Source organism: Thermoleptolyngbya sp. C42_A2020_037 (assembly GCF_015272455.1).
Classification (GTDB): domain Bacteria; phylum Cyanobacteriota; class Cyanobacteriia; order Elainellales; family Elainellaceae; genus Thermoleptolyngbya.
In genome coordinates, this window is the sequence record NZ_JACYLP010000018.1 from 35,124 (window position 1) to 52,801 (window position 17,678).

General features: G+C 55.8%; 17 protein-coding genes. 6 read left to right on the top strand and 11 right to left on the bottom strand.

Annotated elements, in window-relative coordinates; genetic code table 11:
• Positions 1-120: 120 nt before the first annotated feature.
• Entirely contained in the window at positions 121-576 is a 456-nt protein-coding gene (locus IGS16_RS05160) for a Fur family transcriptional regulator (RefSeq protein ID WP_172358542.1), read from the bottom strand.
• A gap of 174 nt (positions 577-750) precedes the next feature.
• Positions 751-1,470: a hypothetical protein gene (locus IGS16_RS05165; protein WP_297083902.1), complete on the bottom strand. Its 720-nt coding sequence runs from the start codon at positions 1,468-1,470 to the stop codon at positions 751-753.
• A 273-nt stretch (positions 1,471-1,743) separates the two neighbouring features.
• On the opposite strand from IGS16_RS05165, the gene IGS16_RS05170 reads away from it, so the two are divergent.
• Positions 1,744-2,136 (top strand): hypothetical protein, encoded by a 393-nt coding sequence (locus tag IGS16_RS05170; protein ID WP_172359115.1) that lies wholly within the window; start codon positions 1,744-1,746, stop codon positions 2,134-2,136.
• 34 nt (positions 2,137-2,170) lie between these two features.
• Here the strand turns inward: IGS16_RS05170 and IGS16_RS05175 are convergent, their stop codons facing one another.
• From IGS16_RS05175 to upp, 3 genes are all read right to left on the bottom strand, one after another.
• Entirely contained in the window at positions 2,171-2,449 is a 279-nt protein-coding gene (locus tag IGS16_RS05175; protein ID WP_084782466.1) for a YggT family protein, read from the bottom strand.
• Between the two features lie 177 nt (positions 2,450-2,626).
• Positions 2,627-2,932 carry a hypothetical protein gene (locus IGS16_RS05180; protein ID WP_068510187.1) on the bottom strand — a complete coding sequence of 102 codons (306 nt, stop codon included), beginning with the start codon at positions 2,930-2,932 and terminating at the stop codon, positions 2,627-2,629.
• A gap of 138 nt (positions 2,933-3,070) precedes the next feature.
• Positions 3,071-3,721: a uracil phosphoribosyltransferase gene (gene upp, locus IGS16_RS05185; RefSeq protein ID WP_068510184.1), complete on the bottom strand. Its 651-nt coding sequence runs from the start codon at positions 3,719-3,721 to the stop codon at positions 3,071-3,073.
• Positions 3,722-3,899: 178 nt separating this feature from the next.
• On the opposite strand from upp, the gene IGS16_RS05190 reads away from it, so the two are divergent.
• Entirely contained in the window at positions 3,900-4,139 is a 240-nt protein-coding gene (locus IGS16_RS05190) for a TIGR02450 family Trp-rich protein (RefSeq protein ID WP_068510182.1), read from the top strand.
• Positions 4,140-4,161: 22 nt separating this feature from the next.
• On the opposite strand, the gene ftsZ is transcribed toward IGS16_RS05190, so the two are convergent.
• The 4 genes from ftsZ to IGS16_RS05210 form a co-directional block, all read right to left on the bottom strand.
• Complete coding sequence (gene ftsZ / locus IGS16_RS05195; RefSeq protein ID WP_297083906.1) at positions 4,162-5,370, bottom strand: cell division protein FtsZ; 1,209 nt, start codon at positions 5,368-5,370, stop codon at positions 4,162-4,164.
• A gap of 583 nt (positions 5,371-5,953) precedes the next feature.
• Positions 5,954-6,973, bottom strand: a complete 1,020-nt coding sequence (locus IGS16_RS05200; RefSeq protein WP_297083908.1) for an FtsQ-type POTRA domain-containing protein — start codon at positions 6,971-6,973, stop codon at positions 5,954-5,956.
• A gap of 221 nt (positions 6,974-7,194) precedes the next feature.
• Positions 7,195-7,614: a hypothetical protein gene (locus IGS16_RS05205; protein WP_297083909.1), complete on the bottom strand. Its 420-nt coding sequence runs from the start codon at positions 7,612-7,614 to the stop codon at positions 7,195-7,197.
• Between the two features lie 81 nt (positions 7,615-7,695).
• On the bottom strand, positions 7,696-8,220 hold the full coding sequence (locus IGS16_RS05210; RefSeq protein WP_297083911.1) for a hypothetical protein: 525 nt from the start codon (positions 8,218-8,220) through the stop codon (positions 7,696-7,698).
• Positions 8,221-8,557: 337 nt separating this feature from the next.
• Between IGS16_RS05210 and IGS16_RS05215 the strand changes: the two genes are divergently transcribed.
• The gene (locus IGS16_RS05215; RefSeq protein WP_297083913.1) at positions 8,558-9,574 is read left to right on the top strand and encodes a TOBE-like domain-containing protein; all 1,017 of its coding nucleotides are present in this window, start codon (positions 8,558-8,560) and stop codon (positions 9,572-9,574) included.
• A gap of 61 nt (positions 9,575-9,635) precedes the next feature.
• Here the strand turns inward: IGS16_RS05215 and IGS16_RS05220 are convergent, their stop codons facing one another.
• Positions 9,636-10,055, bottom strand: a complete 420-nt coding sequence (locus IGS16_RS05220; RefSeq protein WP_297083915.1) for a hypothetical protein — start codon at positions 10,053-10,055, stop codon at positions 9,636-9,638.
• Between the two features lie 413 nt (positions 10,056-10,468).
• Between IGS16_RS05220 and IGS16_RS05225 the strand changes: the two genes are divergently transcribed.
• Entirely contained in the window at positions 10,469-12,094 is a 1,626-nt protein-coding gene (locus IGS16_RS05225) for an ABC transporter substrate-binding protein (protein ID WP_297083917.1), read from the top strand.
• Positions 12,095-12,175: 81 nt separating this feature from the next.
• On the opposite strand, the gene IGS16_RS05230 is transcribed toward IGS16_RS05225, so the two are convergent.
• Positions 12,176-14,392, bottom strand: a complete 2,217-nt coding sequence (locus IGS16_RS05230) for an alkaline phosphatase PhoX (protein ID WP_297083918.1) — start codon at positions 14,390-14,392, stop codon at positions 12,176-12,178.
• A gap of 904 nt (positions 14,393-15,296) precedes the next feature.
• Between IGS16_RS05230 and IGS16_RS05235 the strand changes: the two genes are divergently transcribed.
• Both IGS16_RS05235 and IGS16_RS05240 read left to right on the top strand, forming a co-directional pair.
• Positions 15,297-16,982 (top strand): AarF/ABC1/UbiB kinase family protein, encoded by a 1,686-nt coding sequence (locus IGS16_RS05235; protein ID WP_297084042.1) that lies wholly within the window; start codon positions 15,297-15,299, stop codon positions 16,980-16,982.
• Between the two features lie 150 nt (positions 16,983-17,132).
• The gene (locus IGS16_RS05240; RefSeq protein ID WP_297083920.1) at positions 17,133-17,654 is read left to right on the top strand and encodes a hypothetical protein; all 522 of its coding nucleotides are present in this window, start codon (positions 17,133-17,135) and stop codon (positions 17,652-17,654) included.
• Positions 17,655-17,678 lie beyond the last annotated feature (24 nt).

Sequence of the window (17,678 nt, forward strand, 5' to 3'; positions counted from 1 at the left end):
AAGCCCGGAGTCTTTCAACTCTGGGCTTTTTGGCTCTTATGAGAGCCAAATCAGAAGATCTGTAGCAGAAGCCGTCAAAACTGGCAGATCAGTCCGCCCTGAACCAAATCGAAGAAGAAGCTAAATCGGAAGGAGCGATCGCTGACAGGTTGGACAAACAGCATGAATAATAAGCTGGCAGTCGAGCAGGTGATAGCCCTCTTTCTGAGCGGTGCGGCTGCCCGTTTTCAGGATTGAATCGTTCTTGAACTCAATCGTCTTGTTGCAGCGGACGCAGATCAGGTGATGGTGATGATAGGGCGCGGGCTGGTTGATTTCGTAGTGCTTATGGCCCTCGGCCAGCTCTAGCTCTCGCAGAATGCCCATGCGGGCCATCAGCTTGAGCGTGCGATAAATCGTCGAGAGGCTAATATGATGCCCCTCCTCGTTCAACAGGTTATACAAGTCCTCAGCGCTGAGATGATTGCCCTTGGGCAAGTTCTGAAAGATTGTCAGGATCGTCTCGCGCTGAGGGGTCAAGCGCCAGCCCCGCTCGTTAAGTTCAGCCTTTAGTGAGGTCGCAGTGTAGGCAGTCATAGGCACCTTTTCAATAAGGTTGCTTTATTGAGAAGGATACACAATAAATCGAGTATTTGCAAGAAAACTTGCTTATTGAGAATAATACCCACTTAGGCTTCACAAATCTTTTAGATTTCCGATGACAGGAACGCCTTAAAACAGGAGAATAGGCGGGATTTTCGTCAAACCTGCTCAGAACCGGGATTCTTCCCCAGCCCAGCGCCAGTTATAGCGATTCCACTCATAAACACCCTGAATTTCGTATTCCATGCCGTTATCAAATCGGACGCAGCAGCTTGCCTGTCGGGTTTCGGAAGCCTCTGACATGCCTGTGGTTTCTGGTTCGCTGCTGGCAGATTGGCTATTGGCGGATTCTTGCGGGGCTGGTTCATTAACGGAGATAACGGTACAGGGAAACCACTCGCGGCTGCACGGGCCGTCGTCTTGCACCCATTCCCAGAGACTATTCGCCACTTCGATGCGATCGCCCACCTTCAGCCGCAACGCTGCCTCTGCATAGGCCGCCAGATGCACAGGACGCACCTGTTCCAACCAGTTCAGCCCAAACTGATCGCGGACAAACTGCACCGGGCCAGAATCATTTCCTCGCAGCCAGTCATTGAGCAACTGCGCCTTCCACGATCGCCCGCTGGCTTGAGCCTCCTGCACATAGTCCAAAAACGCCCGCCGCTGATCTACCGTGAGCGCATCCAGCGGGTTGTTTTGGCTATCCCCTGGCTTGTTCCGATCAGAGACCGCGGAGTCGGTTGCAGACAATGCCGCTCCGTTTTCTAACTGTTGCGCCACAAGCTGCAACAACAGGCTCTGCTGTTCCAAACTCAGAGGATAGCCTTCGGCATCACAGGCATCGAAAGCGACCCTCAAAGCAGCTTCAATCTCGGCAGGGGTCATGCGCGGTTCACTCTGCTTCGCAACCGTTAACTCTGCAAGTTAACTTTGCATTATGCCACTACATCTGTGGAGTCATCTGCGAAGTCATCTATAAAAATAGGCTGGCTAACCCCCTGTGCCCCCAGATTCAGGTACGCTGAGGGTAGCCATTTTTCCATGCCTACTCCCTAGATTTCGACCTGGATTCTGCTACTGTCTACGCTATTCCCTGCAATGATGAACTGGTTTAACTTCCGCCTTCAGCGCGTTTTCGTAATTTTCCTGGCGGTCTGTATGGCGATCGCCCCTTGGTTCTACGCACCTACAGCCCTAGCGCTCGTGCAGATTCGGCTATTTGACCTGTCCTATCAAGTCTGCCCAGAAGAATTGGGCGAAGGCGCTGTCACTCCTGGCGGCACGAGTATGCCCGCGAGTTGCTACATCATTACGGGCAAAGCCGAAAATCCAACCAACAAGGACATCTACAACGCCGACATTTTCGGTCGTATTTACGATGCCAACGATAATCCAGTGATGCAAAACCGGACTCGACTGGGATCGATCGACGAAGTTCCGCCCGGTGTCAGCGATTTTGAACTCCGCATCAGCGTGTCCGAAAACCAGCCCACACCGCTAAAGCTGGAGCAGTTCAAGGCAGCAGGATTTGCAGGAACCGTCCGCCGATAGCCGCTTGGGTCACCGCTTAGAAGGGTTAGAAGGCTTAGAAGGCGGCATAGGCGGCGCTTTCCAGAAAGCGTCCCAAAAATTGCAGGAGAAAAATTGCCAAGATCGGCGAAAAATCAAAGCCCCCCAGCGGCGGAATCACGCGACGAAAGATGTTGAGGTAGGGGTCAGTGATTTGGCTGAGGGCGGCGAAGGGCTGGCTATACCAGTTGACGCTGGGAAACCAGGTAAGCAGGATGCGGATGATCAGGATTGTCGTGTAGATCGAGATGAAGGTGGAGAGGGACTGGGCAACCAGCATAGTAGAACCACTCATGGGCGTTTGGATGAATAATGGCGAACTAAACTCATTCAACACTCAGTTTAACCTACACGACCTGGAAGCCAGCGGGCGCTTGACGACTTCCAGGATTTCTACAGGATGAGGCTAGTTTGAATGAGGCTTTAAGGGGGCTTTTTCAGAGATGGGCTTTTCACAAGCTTTCCAAGGGGGCTAGTAAGGGCGATCGCCCCGCACCCGTTCCATCCCTTCAACTCGATTGCCGCCGTTCACCCCGCCCAACTGTTGGCGAACGTCATCGATCGCGTCGTTGAGTTGGGCAATTTTGTCCTCTAGCCCCCGACGAGAGTCCTCGCTGTTTTGCTCAGACAGGGGCAAATGACGGTCTCCCTTTTTGCTCTCTAGCGAGTCTTGCCGCGAGAGGCGGGGGGCAACCAGCACGCCCAGCACGCCGCCCACTACGCCGCCCACAATTGCGCCGACCCAAAACCCGCCAAAGAAGTTATCTTGCTGACTCATACCCTTTCTCTCCGCGATCGCCACGAGCGGTTATTTCAGATACCCTTTAGTCTACCGTTAAGTCGATTCGTGGGCGTGTGATTGCTCAGTGGGTTTCTCAAGTCCCCGTCTCAAGTGCCCGTCCTCAAGTGCCCGTCCTCAAGTGCCAAACGTGCGATCGCCCGCATCGCCCAGCCCTGGCACAATATAGCCCCGATCGTTCAGCCCTTCGTCGATGGCCGCTGTGAAAATCGACAGCGCTGGGAAGTCTGCCCCCAATAGCTGCAAAGCCTGGGGAGCCGCCACCACCGCCACAATCCGAATCAGCGCCGGATCAACACCGCGCTCTACCAGCAGCTTTAACAGCGAATGGCTAGAGCCACCCGTCGCCAGCATCGGGTCCGTCACCAACACCCGCGTCCCTGGCGGCATCTGTTCTGGCAGCTTGTTCAGGTAGCAACTGGCTTCCAGGGTTTCCTCATTTCGCACCAGCCCCACATGATAAATCGAGGCCAGCGGCAGCAGCGCCTGCGCCCCATCCAGCAGCGCCAGCCCCGCCCGCAAAATTGGCACCACCACAATCGGCACCTCCGGGTCAATGAAGGTGGCTGGACAGGGGGCCAGGGGCGTTTGCACTTCGCTCTCGGTGGTCGGCAGCCAGTCGCGGGTGGCTTCGTAGGTGAGCCAACGCCCCAGCTCGGTCATGGCGCTGCGAAACAAAACCGTAGGGGTTGATTCGTCGCGGGCAACCGAGAGCCAGTGCTTGATGAGCGGATGGGAGGGGACGTAAACGCGGAGGGTCAGGGACATAAGGGGTTGGGGGTTAGCGTAGATAGAAAAAGCGCAAATCGACCAATGATTGCAAGTTCTGCAATATCACCCTGGAGACGCGGCTTGAAAGGTCGCACGGGCAGGCAATCTGGATTATCATATCAACGTTTTTTCCCAAGAATTGCGTTGCAAGACTGCTTTGGCGTGAGGAGTAACGATGCCCAAAAAGCAAAAATTTCCCCATCTAGTAGGGTCTAAGTGGACTTCGCTGCAAACCACCTGGGGCTGGCGACACTTTCAGGTGGTCAACCGCAAAAATGAGGGCGAGTGGGTATTTGCTGAGATGGTGGCATCCTGTGATCCCAGCGTGCGGTTCTGGATCAACGCAAAGCAGCTAAAAGAGCGATCGCTCTGGCAGGCAGGCTGGCGATCGCTCCAGGAACAGTCCATTGAGTGAACCCAAAAATGAACCCAAAAACCTAGCGGGTCGGCGGACGGCGACGCTGTAAGAATTCGGGAATATCCAGCCCCGGTCGCAGGCGCGGATCGGCGGAAGGCGCGGTGGGCATAGTGCCAATGGGTGGAGCAGTGACCGTGCGCTTGAGCGGAGCTACCCGGCTAGACTGCAACGTTGCTACCTCACCCGGCGCAAAGCCCGTCGCGATGACCGTAATCTGGACTTCTCCCTGGAGGCGATCGTCAATCACTGCGCCGAAGATAATGTTGGCATTGGGATCAACCGCTTCGTAAATGATTTCGGCCGCCGCATTCACCTCATGCAGCGTTAGGTCAGAACCACCGCGAATATTGAACACCACGCCCCGTGCGCCATCGATAGAAGATTCCAGCAGCGGTGACGAAATGGCGGCCGTGGCTGCTTCCCGCGCCCGCGACTTGCCCGTGCCAATGCCAATCCCCATCAGGGCAGAACCCGCATCGGCCATCACTGCCCGCACGTCTGCAAAGTCTACATTCACCAGACCCGGAATGGTGATGATGTCGGAAATGCCCTGAACGCCTTGGCGAAGGATATCATCTGCTACGCGAAACGCATCTTGCACAGGCGTTTCGGCTGAAATCACCGTCAAAAGCTTGTCGTTGGGGATGACGATGAGCGTATCCACCCGGCTTTGCAACGCCCCGATGCCCTCTTCTGCCTGAGAGGTGCGGCGCTTGCCCTCAAAGGTAAAGGGGCGAGTCACTACGCCGACCGTCAGAGCGCCGACTTCCTTCGCGACTTCTGCCACAATGGGAGCCGCGCCCGTGCCCGTGCCGCCGCCCATGCCTGCGGTGATGAATACGAGGTCAGCCCCTTCTAGGGCAGTGGCGATTTCATCCCGCGATTCTTCGGCTGCTTTTTCACCCACTGGCGGATGCCCGCCTGCGCCCAGCCCACGAGTCAGCTTCTTGCCCACCTGGAGGCGGTTCGGCGTGGCGGCATTGGTCAACGCCTGAGCATCGGTATTGACCGACCAAAACTCGACTCCAGAGACTTGGCTGGCAATCATGCGGTTAATCGCGTTGCAGCCGCCTCCCCCCACGCCAATGACCTTAATCCGGGCCAGGCTGCTCGGCACGATGTCGCTATATCCAGAGTCGTCTGAGAGGGACGGTTTCGTGTCGTGGCTCTGGTTTAGATGAAGCCCAGAGTTCGCGCCTGCATTGGCAAAAGGGTTCGCATTATTCATTGGTCAAAAAAGTGGCTTAATTCGTTAACCAGGCAGGAAAGCCCAGGCATTATATTTACATCAATACTACACGCGCAGTCCGCATCCACATCTCCAAATTCCACCTTTGATGGCAATTCTCTAACGTTCGCTAACGCAAAGAGGCTACGGAGCAGTGGAAATGCCTGATGTAGCCTCAGGCTCGGCGGATTTGGACATTTAGTTTGAACGGAACTTGAACGATCAACTTGAACGGTTCACTGAAACAGTCGATTGGAACGATCAACTTGGACACGATCCAATTGACCGGGACTGGGGGTGGGGCTATGAACAGTGGCTCTGGTCATTCGAGAGCGATCGCAGAACACCCAGATTATTCATGGTGGAAACCCAAACCAGTCAAACGCTCAAACCCATTGGAAATCAGAGCCAATCGCTATCGGCGTTCTATTAGCGTGATCCAAGAGATTTCTAGACGATTTCTCAGGTAGGAATGTGAGGTCTAATTCTAACTAAATATAGTGCAACTTGATTGGAAAACAAACGAAAGTTCTTGGGTGACAGCGTTGAGCCGATTTGAACCGACGGGGGCGCGGCGCTGGCTCTACCAAGCGGCGGGTGGGGCGATCGCCGGATCGGAAACCGTGTCAGAACTAGTCGGATCGGTCAAGCTTCCCGTCTCAGCGTTTGACCCAGTCCCAGTCTCTTGATCCCAGCTAGCCTCATCGTCAGGATTGGATGATGACGGACTGGGGAGGCGCATGTCTCGCGTTTGGATGAGGGGCTTATCTGGATTTTGCAGATCAATATAGATGACCTGGCTGAGATCGAGCTTGGTGGGCAATTGTCGGAGCTGGTCGAGGGCGCGGAGCTGGGCCGGGAAGCGAGAACTGTAGCCACCCAGGTGAACCGATCCCAGTTCGGTAGTCAAGATGAGGTTGGACGGGTTGCTCCAGTCGATTTCCTGAATGGCGATCGCCCCTGGGGTTTGCTGCTGATGCTGGCTCAGATCTCGATAAAAGTTGGCCCATTCCTCGTGTTGTTCAACCCGAAAACCGACGACTCGTAAAGTAGGCAGCGTTAGCCCTGCGTCTAGCGCAGTGGTTTCATCCATCGGCACGAGGAAACCCGTTGCATCCAGCAGTCCAGTGGTTGGCGGGGGGCTGGGTGCGTTCGTGGTGGAATCCTTGGGAATCGCAGTCTCGTGTCCGGCAATCGGCGGTGCCAGAACGGCGATCGCCACGGGATCGCGCTCCTGTACGGCAAGCGTCAGGCTGGGCGGAAACAGGTGGCGCGTCACCGATGCCTGAGCAATAATGCCCTGGGACTCTAGCTGGCGGGCGATCGCCTCGGAGCTAAGCTGCCACAGCGCTTTGGGATAGTCAATCTCCAACATCGACTTCACCGTATCGTCCGACAGCAGCCGATTCCCTTCCACCTCTACCTGCTGGGGCGACGCGATAACCCAGGCAGGGTGCGTCAGCAGCCACACCGCACCCCCCGCCATGCCCATCACCATCGACAGCCGCCAGATTCCCTGCAACGCCCGCCAGCGACGTTGTTGCCGCAGCCGCCTGCGCCGATTGGCTAGCTCCGCCCGTGAGACTGAAACAATATCCGCCATGAATCTTGGTCGTGAACCCCTGCCACTTAATTCACTTAAACTTAATTCACTGAATTTGAGGCTTGCCGATGAAGACAGATTCCAGGCAAAGCCCCGCTGCTTTCCCTGGTATATCCTGTTTTTGCAAAATTGCCACAAGAGATCAAGACGAGATCGAGGCTTTCTGAAGACTTTGCTGGGCAAAGCGTTGGAACGGCGAAACCAGCAGGTTTGCAGTCAGGCTATGGTTCCAGCAGGGTTTGCTGATGGCGCTGGAGGAACCGTCCCCATTCCACAGCTAGGGCCAAGTCTGTGAAGGGGATGGTGACCGCCCCATTCGGCAATTCCAAAGCAATTGCCAGATTTCGTCCCGTTTCGGGGGGTGCATCCAGCGGCAGAGCTTGGCCATCAACTTGTAGGGCGATCGCCCTCACGTCGCCCAGCTTCACGGTTTGCAGCGCCACTGGCCCTTGGCGCGTCGGCTTGCCCCACACTAGCTCATCGCCCCGCTGCCCCAGCGCAGCCAGAATGTCGTACTTTGCCCGCTCAAACTGAGCGGCCCACTGGCGATAGGCCTCCAGCTTTTGATACTCATTCCAGCCGGCCCAGGCTAGCCAGCAAAACACCGCCAGCAGGGGCAGCCACAGCAATCCTCTTGTCATGAACGCTCGTCTGAGAAAACGCCTGAGAAAACGCCGGAAACTCTGCTTAGACTGGAACCTCAGGGCGATCGCCCTTGGGCGCTATCGAGGCAAATCGGGGCAGATAAACTCGTCCTCCATCGCACTCAGCGTCACCTCCTGCGTATCACCACTACGAACCAGGGTTTGCCGCAGCCTCAGCGTGGTGTTGGTCAGTTCCAAAATCTCGGCAGTCAGGGCGACCTGTCCATTCTCGCTCACCTTCAGCACGTTTGGCGCGTCTTTATCAACTGTCCAGCCCGACAGGGCGTAGGTTTCCACGCAGGAGGTCTGTAAAAAGGTGCCATTGGGCAGGAATACATAGATGCTGCCCGGTGCGGGTTCTGAGGGGGCTTGCGTCATCCGCCACACGCGGCTGAACAGAACGGTCAAATCCTGACCCGATGCGGCGGCTGTCAGGCTGGAATCTGATGAAGCGGCAGGCTGATCCTCCGCAGTGGCCACTTCGGGCGCACGGGCTGTATTCGCTGGATCAACCCCACCTGAGCAACTTGCCAACCCTGCCAACAGCGCGGCAGGCGCAGTTACCCATAAAACCCGTCGCAACATTTTTTTCAATCCTTTCATTTCGATTCTCCCAAAAGAATTTCCAGACTCTCTCTAGACGGTTTTCCATCGAGAAAAGTTCATATAGTCTATCGAACCGTTGGGCTGGGATCGCACTCTAAATAAAATCGTTGCAGTCTTTCGGGGAGTGCTGTAATCTACAGAAAGTACATCTGAAAACCGGACTTTCATCCGTCATTGAGTGTTGAGTTGAGGAGTGTTGAGTTGAGCATTGAGTTACGTTCACCGAAGCACCGTTTGGGGTGATATTCTGACGAGTCGTGGGGCGATCGCCCAGCCTCCTTAACCTATCACCCGGCTGCACTCCGCTTCACCAGTTCTTGGGGATTTTTGAACAATGGGGATTGTTGTTGAAAACGTATCAAAGCGCTTTGGCAGCTTTTGCGCGGTCGATCAGGTCAGCCTGGAGATCAAGACGGGATCGCTGGTGGCGCTGCTGGGGCCGTCGGGGTCTGGGAAATCCACGCTGCTGCGGCTGATTTCGGGGCTGGAAATGCCCGATACGGGGCGCATCTTGCTGACGGGCAAAGATGCCACCTATGCCAGCGTGCAAGACCGCAACATCGGCTTTGTGTTTCAGCACTACGCCCTGTTCAAGCACATGACGGTGCGGAAAAATATTGCCTTTGGGCTGGAACTCCAAAAAGTGCCCAAAGACAAGGTGAAAAGGCGGGTTGAGGAACTGCTGGATCTGGTGCAGTTGAATGGACTGGGCGATCGCTATCCATCTCAGCTTTCAGGCGGGCAGCGGCAGCGCGTGGCCCTGGCCCGGGCCCTGGCAGTAGAACCCAAGGTGCTATTGCTCGACGAACCCTTTGGGGCGCTGGATGCCAAGGTGCGGAAAGACCTGCGGGCCTGGCTGCGGCGGCTCCACGACGAGGTTCACGTCACCACGGTCTTCGTCACGCACGACCAGGAAGAGGCGATGGAAGTCTCCGATGAAATCGTGGTGATGAACCAGGGACGGGTGGAGCAAATGGGCACACCCGCGGAAATCTATGACCACCCCGCCAGCGCCTTTGTGATGAGCTTCATTGGGCCGGTGAACGTGCTGCCCAGCACTTCGCATATCTTCCAGGGCAACGGCTTCGACTCGCCCCATCCGGAAGTCTTTCTGCGCCCACAGGACGTGATGGTAGAAGTGCAGCCCAATGGCACGACGGTTCCCGCCCGCGTCAGCCGGATTATTCATCTGGGCTGGGAAATCCAGGCAGAACTGACGCTGGACGACGGGCAAGTGCTGACGGCGCACCTGACGCGCGATCGCTTTGATGAGCTACAGCTACAGCCCAATCAGCGCGTCTATGTCAAACCCAAGGATGCCAAGGCGTTCCCGCTGTATTACTCCATCTAGCCTGTCTGCATCTGGCCGCAACTGAGAGAGCGGCAGAACGCTCGACTTGAATCTAGCAGCACTAAAGCTGAAACTGGAATCTGGCCTCCGTCAGCACGGGCGGCAAGGTCAACGGTTGGTCGGAGCGAAAGCCAGAAAAACCCTGGGTGAACTGGGCAGCATTCTGCCAGACTGCCGGACTCGTTTTGGGAGGACTGGCCAAACTTACACGATCTGAGAACAGCGTCGGGCGCTGACTCAGGTAAAGCGAAAACGATGAGGAGGTATCGCCACTCTGGTTTGTCAGCATCGATGATGTGACGGATGACGGAGCCTTGGTTGCGCGATCGCCCCTCATGCCCGTCATCACCGAGTCTGCCCAACCAGCCACCACCTGCGGAAAAGAGTGGGGTTGGGGATAGGCATTGGCCGCCGTGATTGTATACCCCGCTACTGAAAATAGCAAGAATGCCTTTGCCAAAGCCAAATCTGCCTCAGTCATACCTGTCAAAGCCCTGTCTAAAACGTTGGTCTAAAGCTCTGTAAATCTACGGAATAGCTCTAGCAAACCACAAGTGCCAAAAATCCGCAATATTACTGAGGCAGGGTTTATTTTTGCTTGATGGAACGGGGCGGAGACGGGCAAAGACAGATTGTTGCAGATCGCGTGGATCAAAGGGGCGATCGCCCCTTCCTCAATCTCGGCTGCCGCTCCAACAAGGCAGGTCGTATATTAAAGTTTTAATGCGATGGGCTGCTTGTTGCTAAGGGTTCTTGCTGAAACAGCAGAGAGTTTGTAGGACGCAACAGGGCGTAAATGTAATGCGTAAATGTAGTTAGGACTCAATAGGACGCAATATGAAGGGATTGGTGAAATGGGGCCGTGGGCAATGGGCACGGCCAGGGCAGAGTGCGATGCGAATCACCCAATTTGCCACGCTATTCTGCCTGTGCGTGGCGCTGATTATCGGTTGTGGCGGTCCTCAGACAAACAACACGCCCGCTCCCAATGCAACAGGGACGACGGGTTCCTCTTCGGGCGGCCGCATTGCGATGGGCACAACGCAAAAGATCGAAACGCTCGATCCCGCCGATGCCTACACGATTTTCGGCGGTATTTTGCTGTATAACCTGGGCGATCGCCTCTACACCTACCAACCGGGCACCACCGACATCGTGCCCCAGCTTGCCACCGAAATGCCCACTGTCAGCGATGATGGGCTGACCTACGTAATTCCCCTGCGCCAGGGCGTGAAGTTGCACGATGGCACCGACTTCAATGCCGAAGTCATGAAATTTTCGATGGATCGCTTCATGCAGAACGGCGGCGGCCCCTCCTTTCTGCTGTCCGATCAGGTCGAGTCTGTCACTGCCAGCGGCGAATACGAACTGACGATCAAGCTCAAGTCGCCCTTTGCCGCCTTTCCTGCCTTGCTCACCTTCTGGGGTGTCACGCCCGTCCCCCCCAGCAGCTACGAAATTGGAGAAGGCAAATTCAAGCCCGATAGCTTCATCGGCAGCGGCCCCTACAAGGTGGCCTCGCTCACGCCCGACTCCATCAAGCTCGATGTCAACCCCGATTATTGGGGCGAAAAACCCGCCAACGACGGCATTGATATCCAGATCTACGCCAGCCCCGCCAATCTTTACAACACTTTCCGCACCAAAGGGCTGGATGTTGCCTATCAAACGCTTGATCCCGAACAAATTACCAGCCTCAAGCGGGAAACCAGCAGCGGCGGCTGGGAAGTGATCGAAGCGGGCACAACTGTTGTCAACTACATGACGCTGAATCAGAAGGTGAAACCGACCGATGATCTCAATGTCAGGAAGGCGATCGCCGCCATGATCGATCGCAACCTGATCAACGAGCGCGTCTTTCAAGGTCAGGCCGCCCCGCTTTACACCATCATTCCCCCTGCCTTTGAAGATTCTGTCCCCGTATTCAAAGAGGCCTACGGCGACGGCAATTTTGACAAAGCCCGTGAGTTCCTGACTGCCGCTGGCTATTCCGAGGCAAATCCGCTGAACTTTGAGGTCTGGTATCCCTCTGCCTCCACCATCCGCGCCAATGTTGCTAACACCATGAAGCAATCTATCGAGCGCGGTCTGCCCGGCCTCGTCACCGTCACCGTCAACAGCGCCGAACGCGCCACCCTCTCCCAGGGCGTAGACAACGGGCTGTATCAAACGGTGTTGCTGAACTGGTATCCCGACTTCTTTGATCCCGACAACTTTGTGCAGCCGTTCCTCAGTTGCGACCAGGGTTCCCCCGAAACCCTTTGCCAGCGAGGGGCCAGCCAGGGCAATGGTTCTTTTTACTACAGCCCCAAGGCCAACGAACTCGTCACCAAGCAACGCGCTGAGCAAGACCCCACTGCCCGTGCCAAGATCTTCAAAGACCTGCAAACCCTGCTGGTCGAAGACGTGCCTTACATTCCCCTTTGGCAAAACAAGGACTACATCTTCGTGCAAAACACGGTCAAAGGCGCGGCCATTCAGCCCACGCAGCAGTTCTTCTTCTGGCAAATGAGTAAGTAGGCGCTGAGGACAAAAAAACACCCCCCACCTCAACAGAGTCAGGGTGAGGGGTGATTCTGATTACTCAAGCCAGCTCAAATCCTATACAAGCGGTGAGCCACTGATGCGGCGAATTGCAATCACAGCAGGCTTGGGCGGGTCATTGGGCTGGTTGCCCGGCCAGTTGGAGCCGATGGGCACCTCGCGAGTTTGCTCAAACTCCTTGCCATCGGTGGTTCGCATTGCAAATTTGCGAGTCTCGGACTTCATTTGCTTGCGAACCCCGCCAATTTCTCCGGGGTGCTGAACTGCTAGGAAGAAGCTCTTCATATCCGAGGTTACGAAGGGCCCCGTCATTTCACACTCCATCGGGCCGTAGGCAAACAGATAGGCTTCTCCAACGTTTGCCCCCGACATGGGGAAATACCACACCGAGTTGTTGCCATATAGACCCCGCAGGTCAGACTGGCTGACCTTGGAACCATCAGACTTGATGCGGCTGGCAATCTCTTTGTTGTGTTTGTCGGTAGACATGTCTGTCACCATCCACAGGTTGCCCTTCGCATCAAACTCCAGGTTGTCGGGGTTGGCGAAACCAAATCCACCGTCAGCGGGTTCTCCACCGAGGGCCATGACATCCCACTTGAAAGTCATCGCGGCGGTGTTGTTGCCATCTTCCATTAGCTTGACGATCCAGCCATACTCCCACTGAGATTCACCAGTTGGCGCTTTGAACACAAGCTTGTTTGGGCTGCCATCGCTACCGCTGGGTGAGCCAGAGGTAAAGGCGATGAACAGGGTGCCGTCGGCGGCCAGGTCGGTGTCTTCGGGGCGGGCGGTGCAGGTGGCCCCGGCAGCGTTGGCAGCATAGTGTGCATCAATCAGGATCGCGCCCTGCTTTTCTTCGGCGTTTCCGACATACAGGTCGCCCAGCGTTTTGAACTGGGACTTGTAGGCGGCGATCGCCCCGTCGTCGGTCACTTTGCTAAAGCCACCATCAGGACGGTTGGGTAGATTAATCATGCCACCCACATGCACGCTGGGCAGTTCGGGATCAACAGGCGTATCTGCCTTCAGCGCAATCCAGCGGCCAGTGCCATCGGGATTAAACTTAGCGGCATAGAGCATCCCGTTTTCCATCAGGCGAGAGTTGGACTTGCTCTTGGGATCGCGCACCGTGCCGTCGCTGACGAACTTGTAGAGGTGCCCACCCCGGCGATCGCAGCCTGAGTAAACCGCCAGCTTTTGTCCTGCCACAGCTCGGATGCCAAAGCCCTCATGGCGATAGCGACCCAGCCAAGTGTGCTTGGTGCCGTAGTCATTGGGATTAGACGGGTCTACTTCGACTGCCCAGCCGTACTTATTGCCCGCCAATCCAAACACATTGCCCGTACCGTCCACACCTTCATTGTTGACCGTAAAGGCTTTCTTGCCAGGGTCAAAGGAGGTGCCATCCGCGAAGACGGCTTCCGGCACGAAATCTTGGATGTTTTCTTCACCGCTGAACACAGTACCCCAGGGAGTGGTTCCACCGGAGCAGTTGTTAAACGTGCCAATCACCTTGTCACCCAGGGTATCGACGTAGCCCTGTCCGCTGCGCTTCCGGAAAATGGTGACTGCGGGGCCAGTAGTCTTCAGGTAGCGGCCGTCTTTTAGGCCAGAGGCACCCGTAATGCGGCGATCATTGCGAGAGTTGGTGCGAACCCACTTGCCGCTTGCATCTCGCCGTACCGAAATAACGGACATGCCGAGGTCAATCAGGGCTTCCTCGCAATACTGAGCAATGGTCGCTTTCAAAGGGTCGCTGTCTGGTAGCGCAAAGGCGTTGATGCCTGCGTCGCCAGCAGCCGTCACCGCGGCTTGAATCTCTGCAACAGGCAGGGGCTTGCCAATGACTTGCTGGAACGTTTCGTTCCAGGGCACAGAGCTAATGTACTCGTGGTTGACCACCAGGAAGCCCTCGCCCGGTGCCGTTTCAATCAGCGAAATATAGTCGTTGTTGTAGCCAAAGCGAGAGTCACCCACGCGATCGCCCCAGGCAGCCACCACGTCATAGGTATATCCAGGGGGCAGCACCACATCGTCCTTCACGACATAGGTGCTGTATTGAGCGATCTGCCGGGTCAGCGAAACGCCGTCTGTTTCTACGGGCATCGGCCCTTTAACTGGCACAAACGGAATCGATGTGGACTGGGCAGCAGCAGGTGCACCTTCCAGCACGGGAGAGAGCTTTTGTCCGTTTTGCACCAAGGGTTGCAGCGCCAGAGAGCCAGCACTTGCACCCATAAACATCAGGAAGTGTCTGCGTTTGAGACTCATATTCAGTAGTGTTCTCTCAAAAAGTGCGTTGGATCGTCAGGGTTGTTTGTAAACTCAGCGTCGCCTGCACCACCGCGCCCCTTCCAAGACACGTTAAAGCAACCAAACCAGAGCCATCAAGTCAAGTCCAGTGAATCAGAGATCAGTATGAGCTTGGGATACAAGCGAACCAGGCTGGGGCACGTTGGATTAGAAAAGGCTGAGAAAAAACTGACACAGCTTAAAAATTTACAGAGTTTGGATTAAGGGTCTGTAATCCCTTCGTTAAGGCTTTGGATCAAATACCTTTGAAAAATCTGTAGATTTAGCCTACGGCTGAGCCGTTTTAGAAGGGTTAGGGAATGGTTAAGGTTTCGGCACAACCTGCAGCAGGCGATCGCCCCGAACGATGGTGTTTAGACGAAAGGCGATCGCCCCCATCAGGCGTTGATCCCACACCTCGGAGTCTTGTTAAGAAATATGTAATACCTTTGGAATTATTTACATTGTCACCGCAAGTTTTAACAATCGCTTAATGTGGCGTGAAGTGCTTAGAATAGTAGGCTTTGGCGATGTGGATATATGATTTCTATTTAATGTATTGGCATAAAATATTCAGAAAGTTTACTGAGATGGGCGATCGCCATTTCATTCGATGTAGTTTCTTATACGATGGTAAATAGAGCAGCCTTGAAAGCTCTATCGGGAACCCTAGGCCCGAACCATCTCAAACCCGCCCAGACCTGCCTGAATGCTACCGTTGGGAAGTTGGGTTCTCCCCTTCCCCAAGGCAACCTCACACTGAAAATCCTGTTGCTGGCAGGCAATGGCAGGTTTTGAGTCGCACCCCTTTGGTTTGAGAGGATACGCAAGCGTGAGTCAGCATTCTCGTCAGCATGTTCTGGGTCAGCACTCACTGAGTCAGATGCGGCGCTACGACCCAGAGGCGATCGCCCAACATTACCGCACTCGCCCCTGGCAGTCCCTTTGGCGGGCCGTTTCCATCCTCTGGATGTTTGCCGGGTTTCTCCTAGGTCTGCAAATTGATCGGTGGCGCGGACAGACGGGGGATCACCATCTCCGGCGTGCCGCCCAGCTTCGCCGCATTTTGACCCGTCTCGGCCCGACCTTCATCAAAGTAGGGCAGGCCCTTTCGACTCGCCCTGACCTGATCCGCAAAGATTTCCTTGATGAGCTGGTGAAGCTGCAAGACAAGCTGCCGCCCTTCCCCAACGACATCGCCTTCAGCATTATTGAAGCCGAACTGGAGCGCCCGGTTTCCGAACTCTATCAAGACATTTCACCAGAACCTGTCGCCGCTGCCAGCCTTGGCCAGGTCTACAAAGCCAAACTCTACACCGGCGAAACAGTTGCGGTGAAAGTGCAGCGCCCCCGCCTGCTGCCCGTGATTACGCTGGATCTGTACCTGATGCGCTGGGCTGCAACCTGGATGGAGCCTTTCCTGCCGCTGAATCTGGGGCACGACCTGACGCTGATTGTGGATGAATTTGGCACCAAGCTGTTTGAGGAAATCGACTACCTCAACGAAGGGCGCAACGCCGAAGCCTTTGCCGCCAATTTTCAGGACGATCCCACCGTCAAAGTGCCTGCGATCTACTGGCGATACAGCAGTCAGCATGTGCTGACGCTGGAGTGGATCGATGGCTGCAAGCTCAACGACGAGTCGGGGCTATGCGCCATGAACCTTAACCCCGACGCTGTGATCAAAATCGGGGTTACGTCAGGTCTGCGCCAGTTGTTGGAGTTTGGCTTTTTCCATGCCGATCCCCACCCTGGCAACCTGTTTGCCATGGCCGATGGGCGCATGGCCTATATCGACTTTGGCATGATGGATCAGCTGGATCAGTCCACCAAAGAAACGCTGGTGGATTCCGTCGTGCATCTCATCAACGAAGACTATGCAGAGATGGCGCGGGACTTTGTAAAGCTGGGGTTCCTCACGCCTGATACTGACATCCGCCCAATTATTCCGGCGCTGCAAGCGGTGTTTCAAAACGCCGTCGGTGCGAGCGTGGGCAGCTTTAACTTTAGAACCGTCACCGACGAGTTTTCGGCGCTGATGTATGAGTATCCGTTCCGACTGCCCGCCAAGTTTGCGCTGATTATCCGGTCGCTGATTACTCAGGAAGGGCTGGCTCTCAGCCTCAATCCTGATTTCAAGATTGTGGAAGTGGCCTATCCTTACGTGGCGCAGCGGTTGCTGAAGGGGGAAACGCCTGCCCTGCGCCGCCGCCTGCTGGAGGTTTTGTTCAAAGACGGCAAGCTGAACTGGAAGCGACTGGAAAACCTAATTGCGATCGCCCGCAGTGACAACAACTTTGACCTGCTGCCCACCGCCCAACTAGGTCTCCAATACCTCATGTCGGACGAAGGCGCTTTTCTCCGCCGCGAAATCATCCTCGCCCTCACAGAAGACGATCGCCTCCACACCGACGATGTGCAGCGCCTCTGGGAACTGGTGAAACACGACTTTCAGCCGGGTCGCTTGGTCACCGCCGCCTGGGGGGCGATCGCCAGAGAAACGAGCGATCGCGCTGCGGCTCTGCTGCCTTCTGTCGCTACGCTGCTGGTGCCTCGCCCCGAAGAGTAGACCCTGGAACAGGGGTTTTCAATCAGCCTGGTTGAAAGATTAACTTGGTGGAACCATCAAAAGTTTGCGTCTGATTCCAGCGGCTTTGGTTCGCTTGTATTATGCTGGGGATTGCTTGAGAAACTCGATTCTCGCAATTGTGGCTGCTCTATGCAAAAAACAAGCGCAACTCGTCATGGCGCTAGCTCTGAAATCGCCCGGCGGCTTTCGGTCGCGGAACTGAGCCAGCGAATCCTGGACATGGGCAAAACGGGGGTCTACCGAGCCTCTCTGTTTGAGGCGCTGGGACCCGTGGCGACGCAGCGGCAAATTCGAGCGGCGATCGCCCATGCCAAGCATTTTGGGCTGCATTCGGTTCCCAGCCTGCGCGATGCCGAATTGGGCACGTATTATCAGCTAGATCTGGCGAAATATCAGTCGCTCCAGCACTTGGTAGCAGCCTCTGCGCCGCTGACCGCCGACGGCAACGTGATCGCCAAATACACGCACGCCGCAGAAACCATCACCACGATGCTGAATCTGGGGCGTGGGCTGGGCATTCTGCTGGCAGGTGCAGGCGGGGTGTGCGTGTTTTTGGGAAAGCCGCAGGTGAGCTTCGGTCTGCTGAGCGGGGCGCTGAGCCTGGGGCTGCTGTGGCTGCTGCAAGGGGCGATCGCCCGCCGACAGTCCTAGTCAGACCCCGCTGCGATGGAGTCC

Coding starts and splice junctions, on each gene's coding strand:
- IGS16_RS05210 (WP_297083911.1), bottom strand. CDS start 8,220: ATGAAAGGATTGAAAAAAATGTTGCGACGGGTTTTATGGGTAACTGCG.
- IGS16_RS05175 (WP_084782466.1), bottom strand. CDS start 2,449: ATGAGTGGTTCTACTATGCTGGTTGCCCAGTCCCTCTCCACCTTCATC.
- IGS16_RS05225 (WP_297083917.1), top strand. CDS start 10,469: ATGCGAATCACCCAATTTGCCACGCTATTCTGCCTGTGCGTGGCGCTG.
- IGS16_RS05165 (WP_297083902.1), bottom strand. CDS start 1,470: ATGACCCCTGCCGAGATTGAAGCTGCTTTGAGGGTCGCTTTCGATGCC.
- IGS16_RS05160 (WP_172358542.1), bottom strand. CDS start 576: ATGACTGCCTACACTGCGACCTCACTAAAGGCTGAACTTAACGAGCGG.
- IGS16_RS05240 (WP_297083920.1), top strand. CDS start 17,133: ATGCAAAAAACAAGCGCAACTCGTCATGGCGCTAGCTCTGAAATCGCC.
- IGS16_RS05190 (WP_068510182.1), top strand. CDS start 3,900: ATGCCCAAAAAGCAAAAATTTCCCCATCTAGTAGGGTCTAAGTGGACT.
- IGS16_RS05235 (WP_297084042.1), top strand. CDS start 15,297: ATGCGGCGCTACGACCCAGAGGCGATCGCCCAACATTACCGCACTCGC.
- IGS16_RS05200 (WP_297083908.1), bottom strand. CDS start 6,973: ATGGCGGATATTGTTTCAGTCTCACGGGCGGAGCTAGCCAATCGGCGC.
- IGS16_RS05170 (WP_172359115.1), top strand. CDS start 1,744: ATGGCGATCGCCCCTTGGTTCTACGCACCTACAGCCCTAGCGCTCGTG.
- upp (WP_068510184.1), bottom strand. CDS start 3,721: ATGTCCCTGACCCTCCGCGTTTACGTCCCCTCCCATCCGCTCATCAAG.
- IGS16_RS05220 (WP_297083915.1), bottom strand. CDS start 10,055: ATGACTGAGGCAGATTTGGCTTTGGCAAAGGCATTCTTGCTATTTTCA.
- IGS16_RS05215 (WP_297083913.1), top strand. CDS start 8,558: ATGGGGATTGTTGTTGAAAACGTATCAAAGCGCTTTGGCAGCTTTTGC.
- IGS16_RS05230 (WP_297083918.1), bottom strand. CDS start 14,392: ATGAGTCTCAAACGCAGACACTTCCTGATGTTTATGGGTGCAAGTGCT.
- ftsZ (WP_297083906.1), bottom strand. CDS start 5,370: ATGAATAATGCGAACCCTTTTGCCAATGCAGGCGCGAACTCTGGGCTT.
- IGS16_RS05180 (WP_068510187.1), bottom strand. CDS start 2,932: ATGAGTCAGCAAGATAACTTCTTTGGCGGGTTTTGGGTCGGCGCAATT.
- IGS16_RS05205 (WP_297083909.1), bottom strand. CDS start 7,614: ATGACAAGAGGATTGCTGTGGCTGCCCCTGCTGGCGGTGTTTTGCTGG.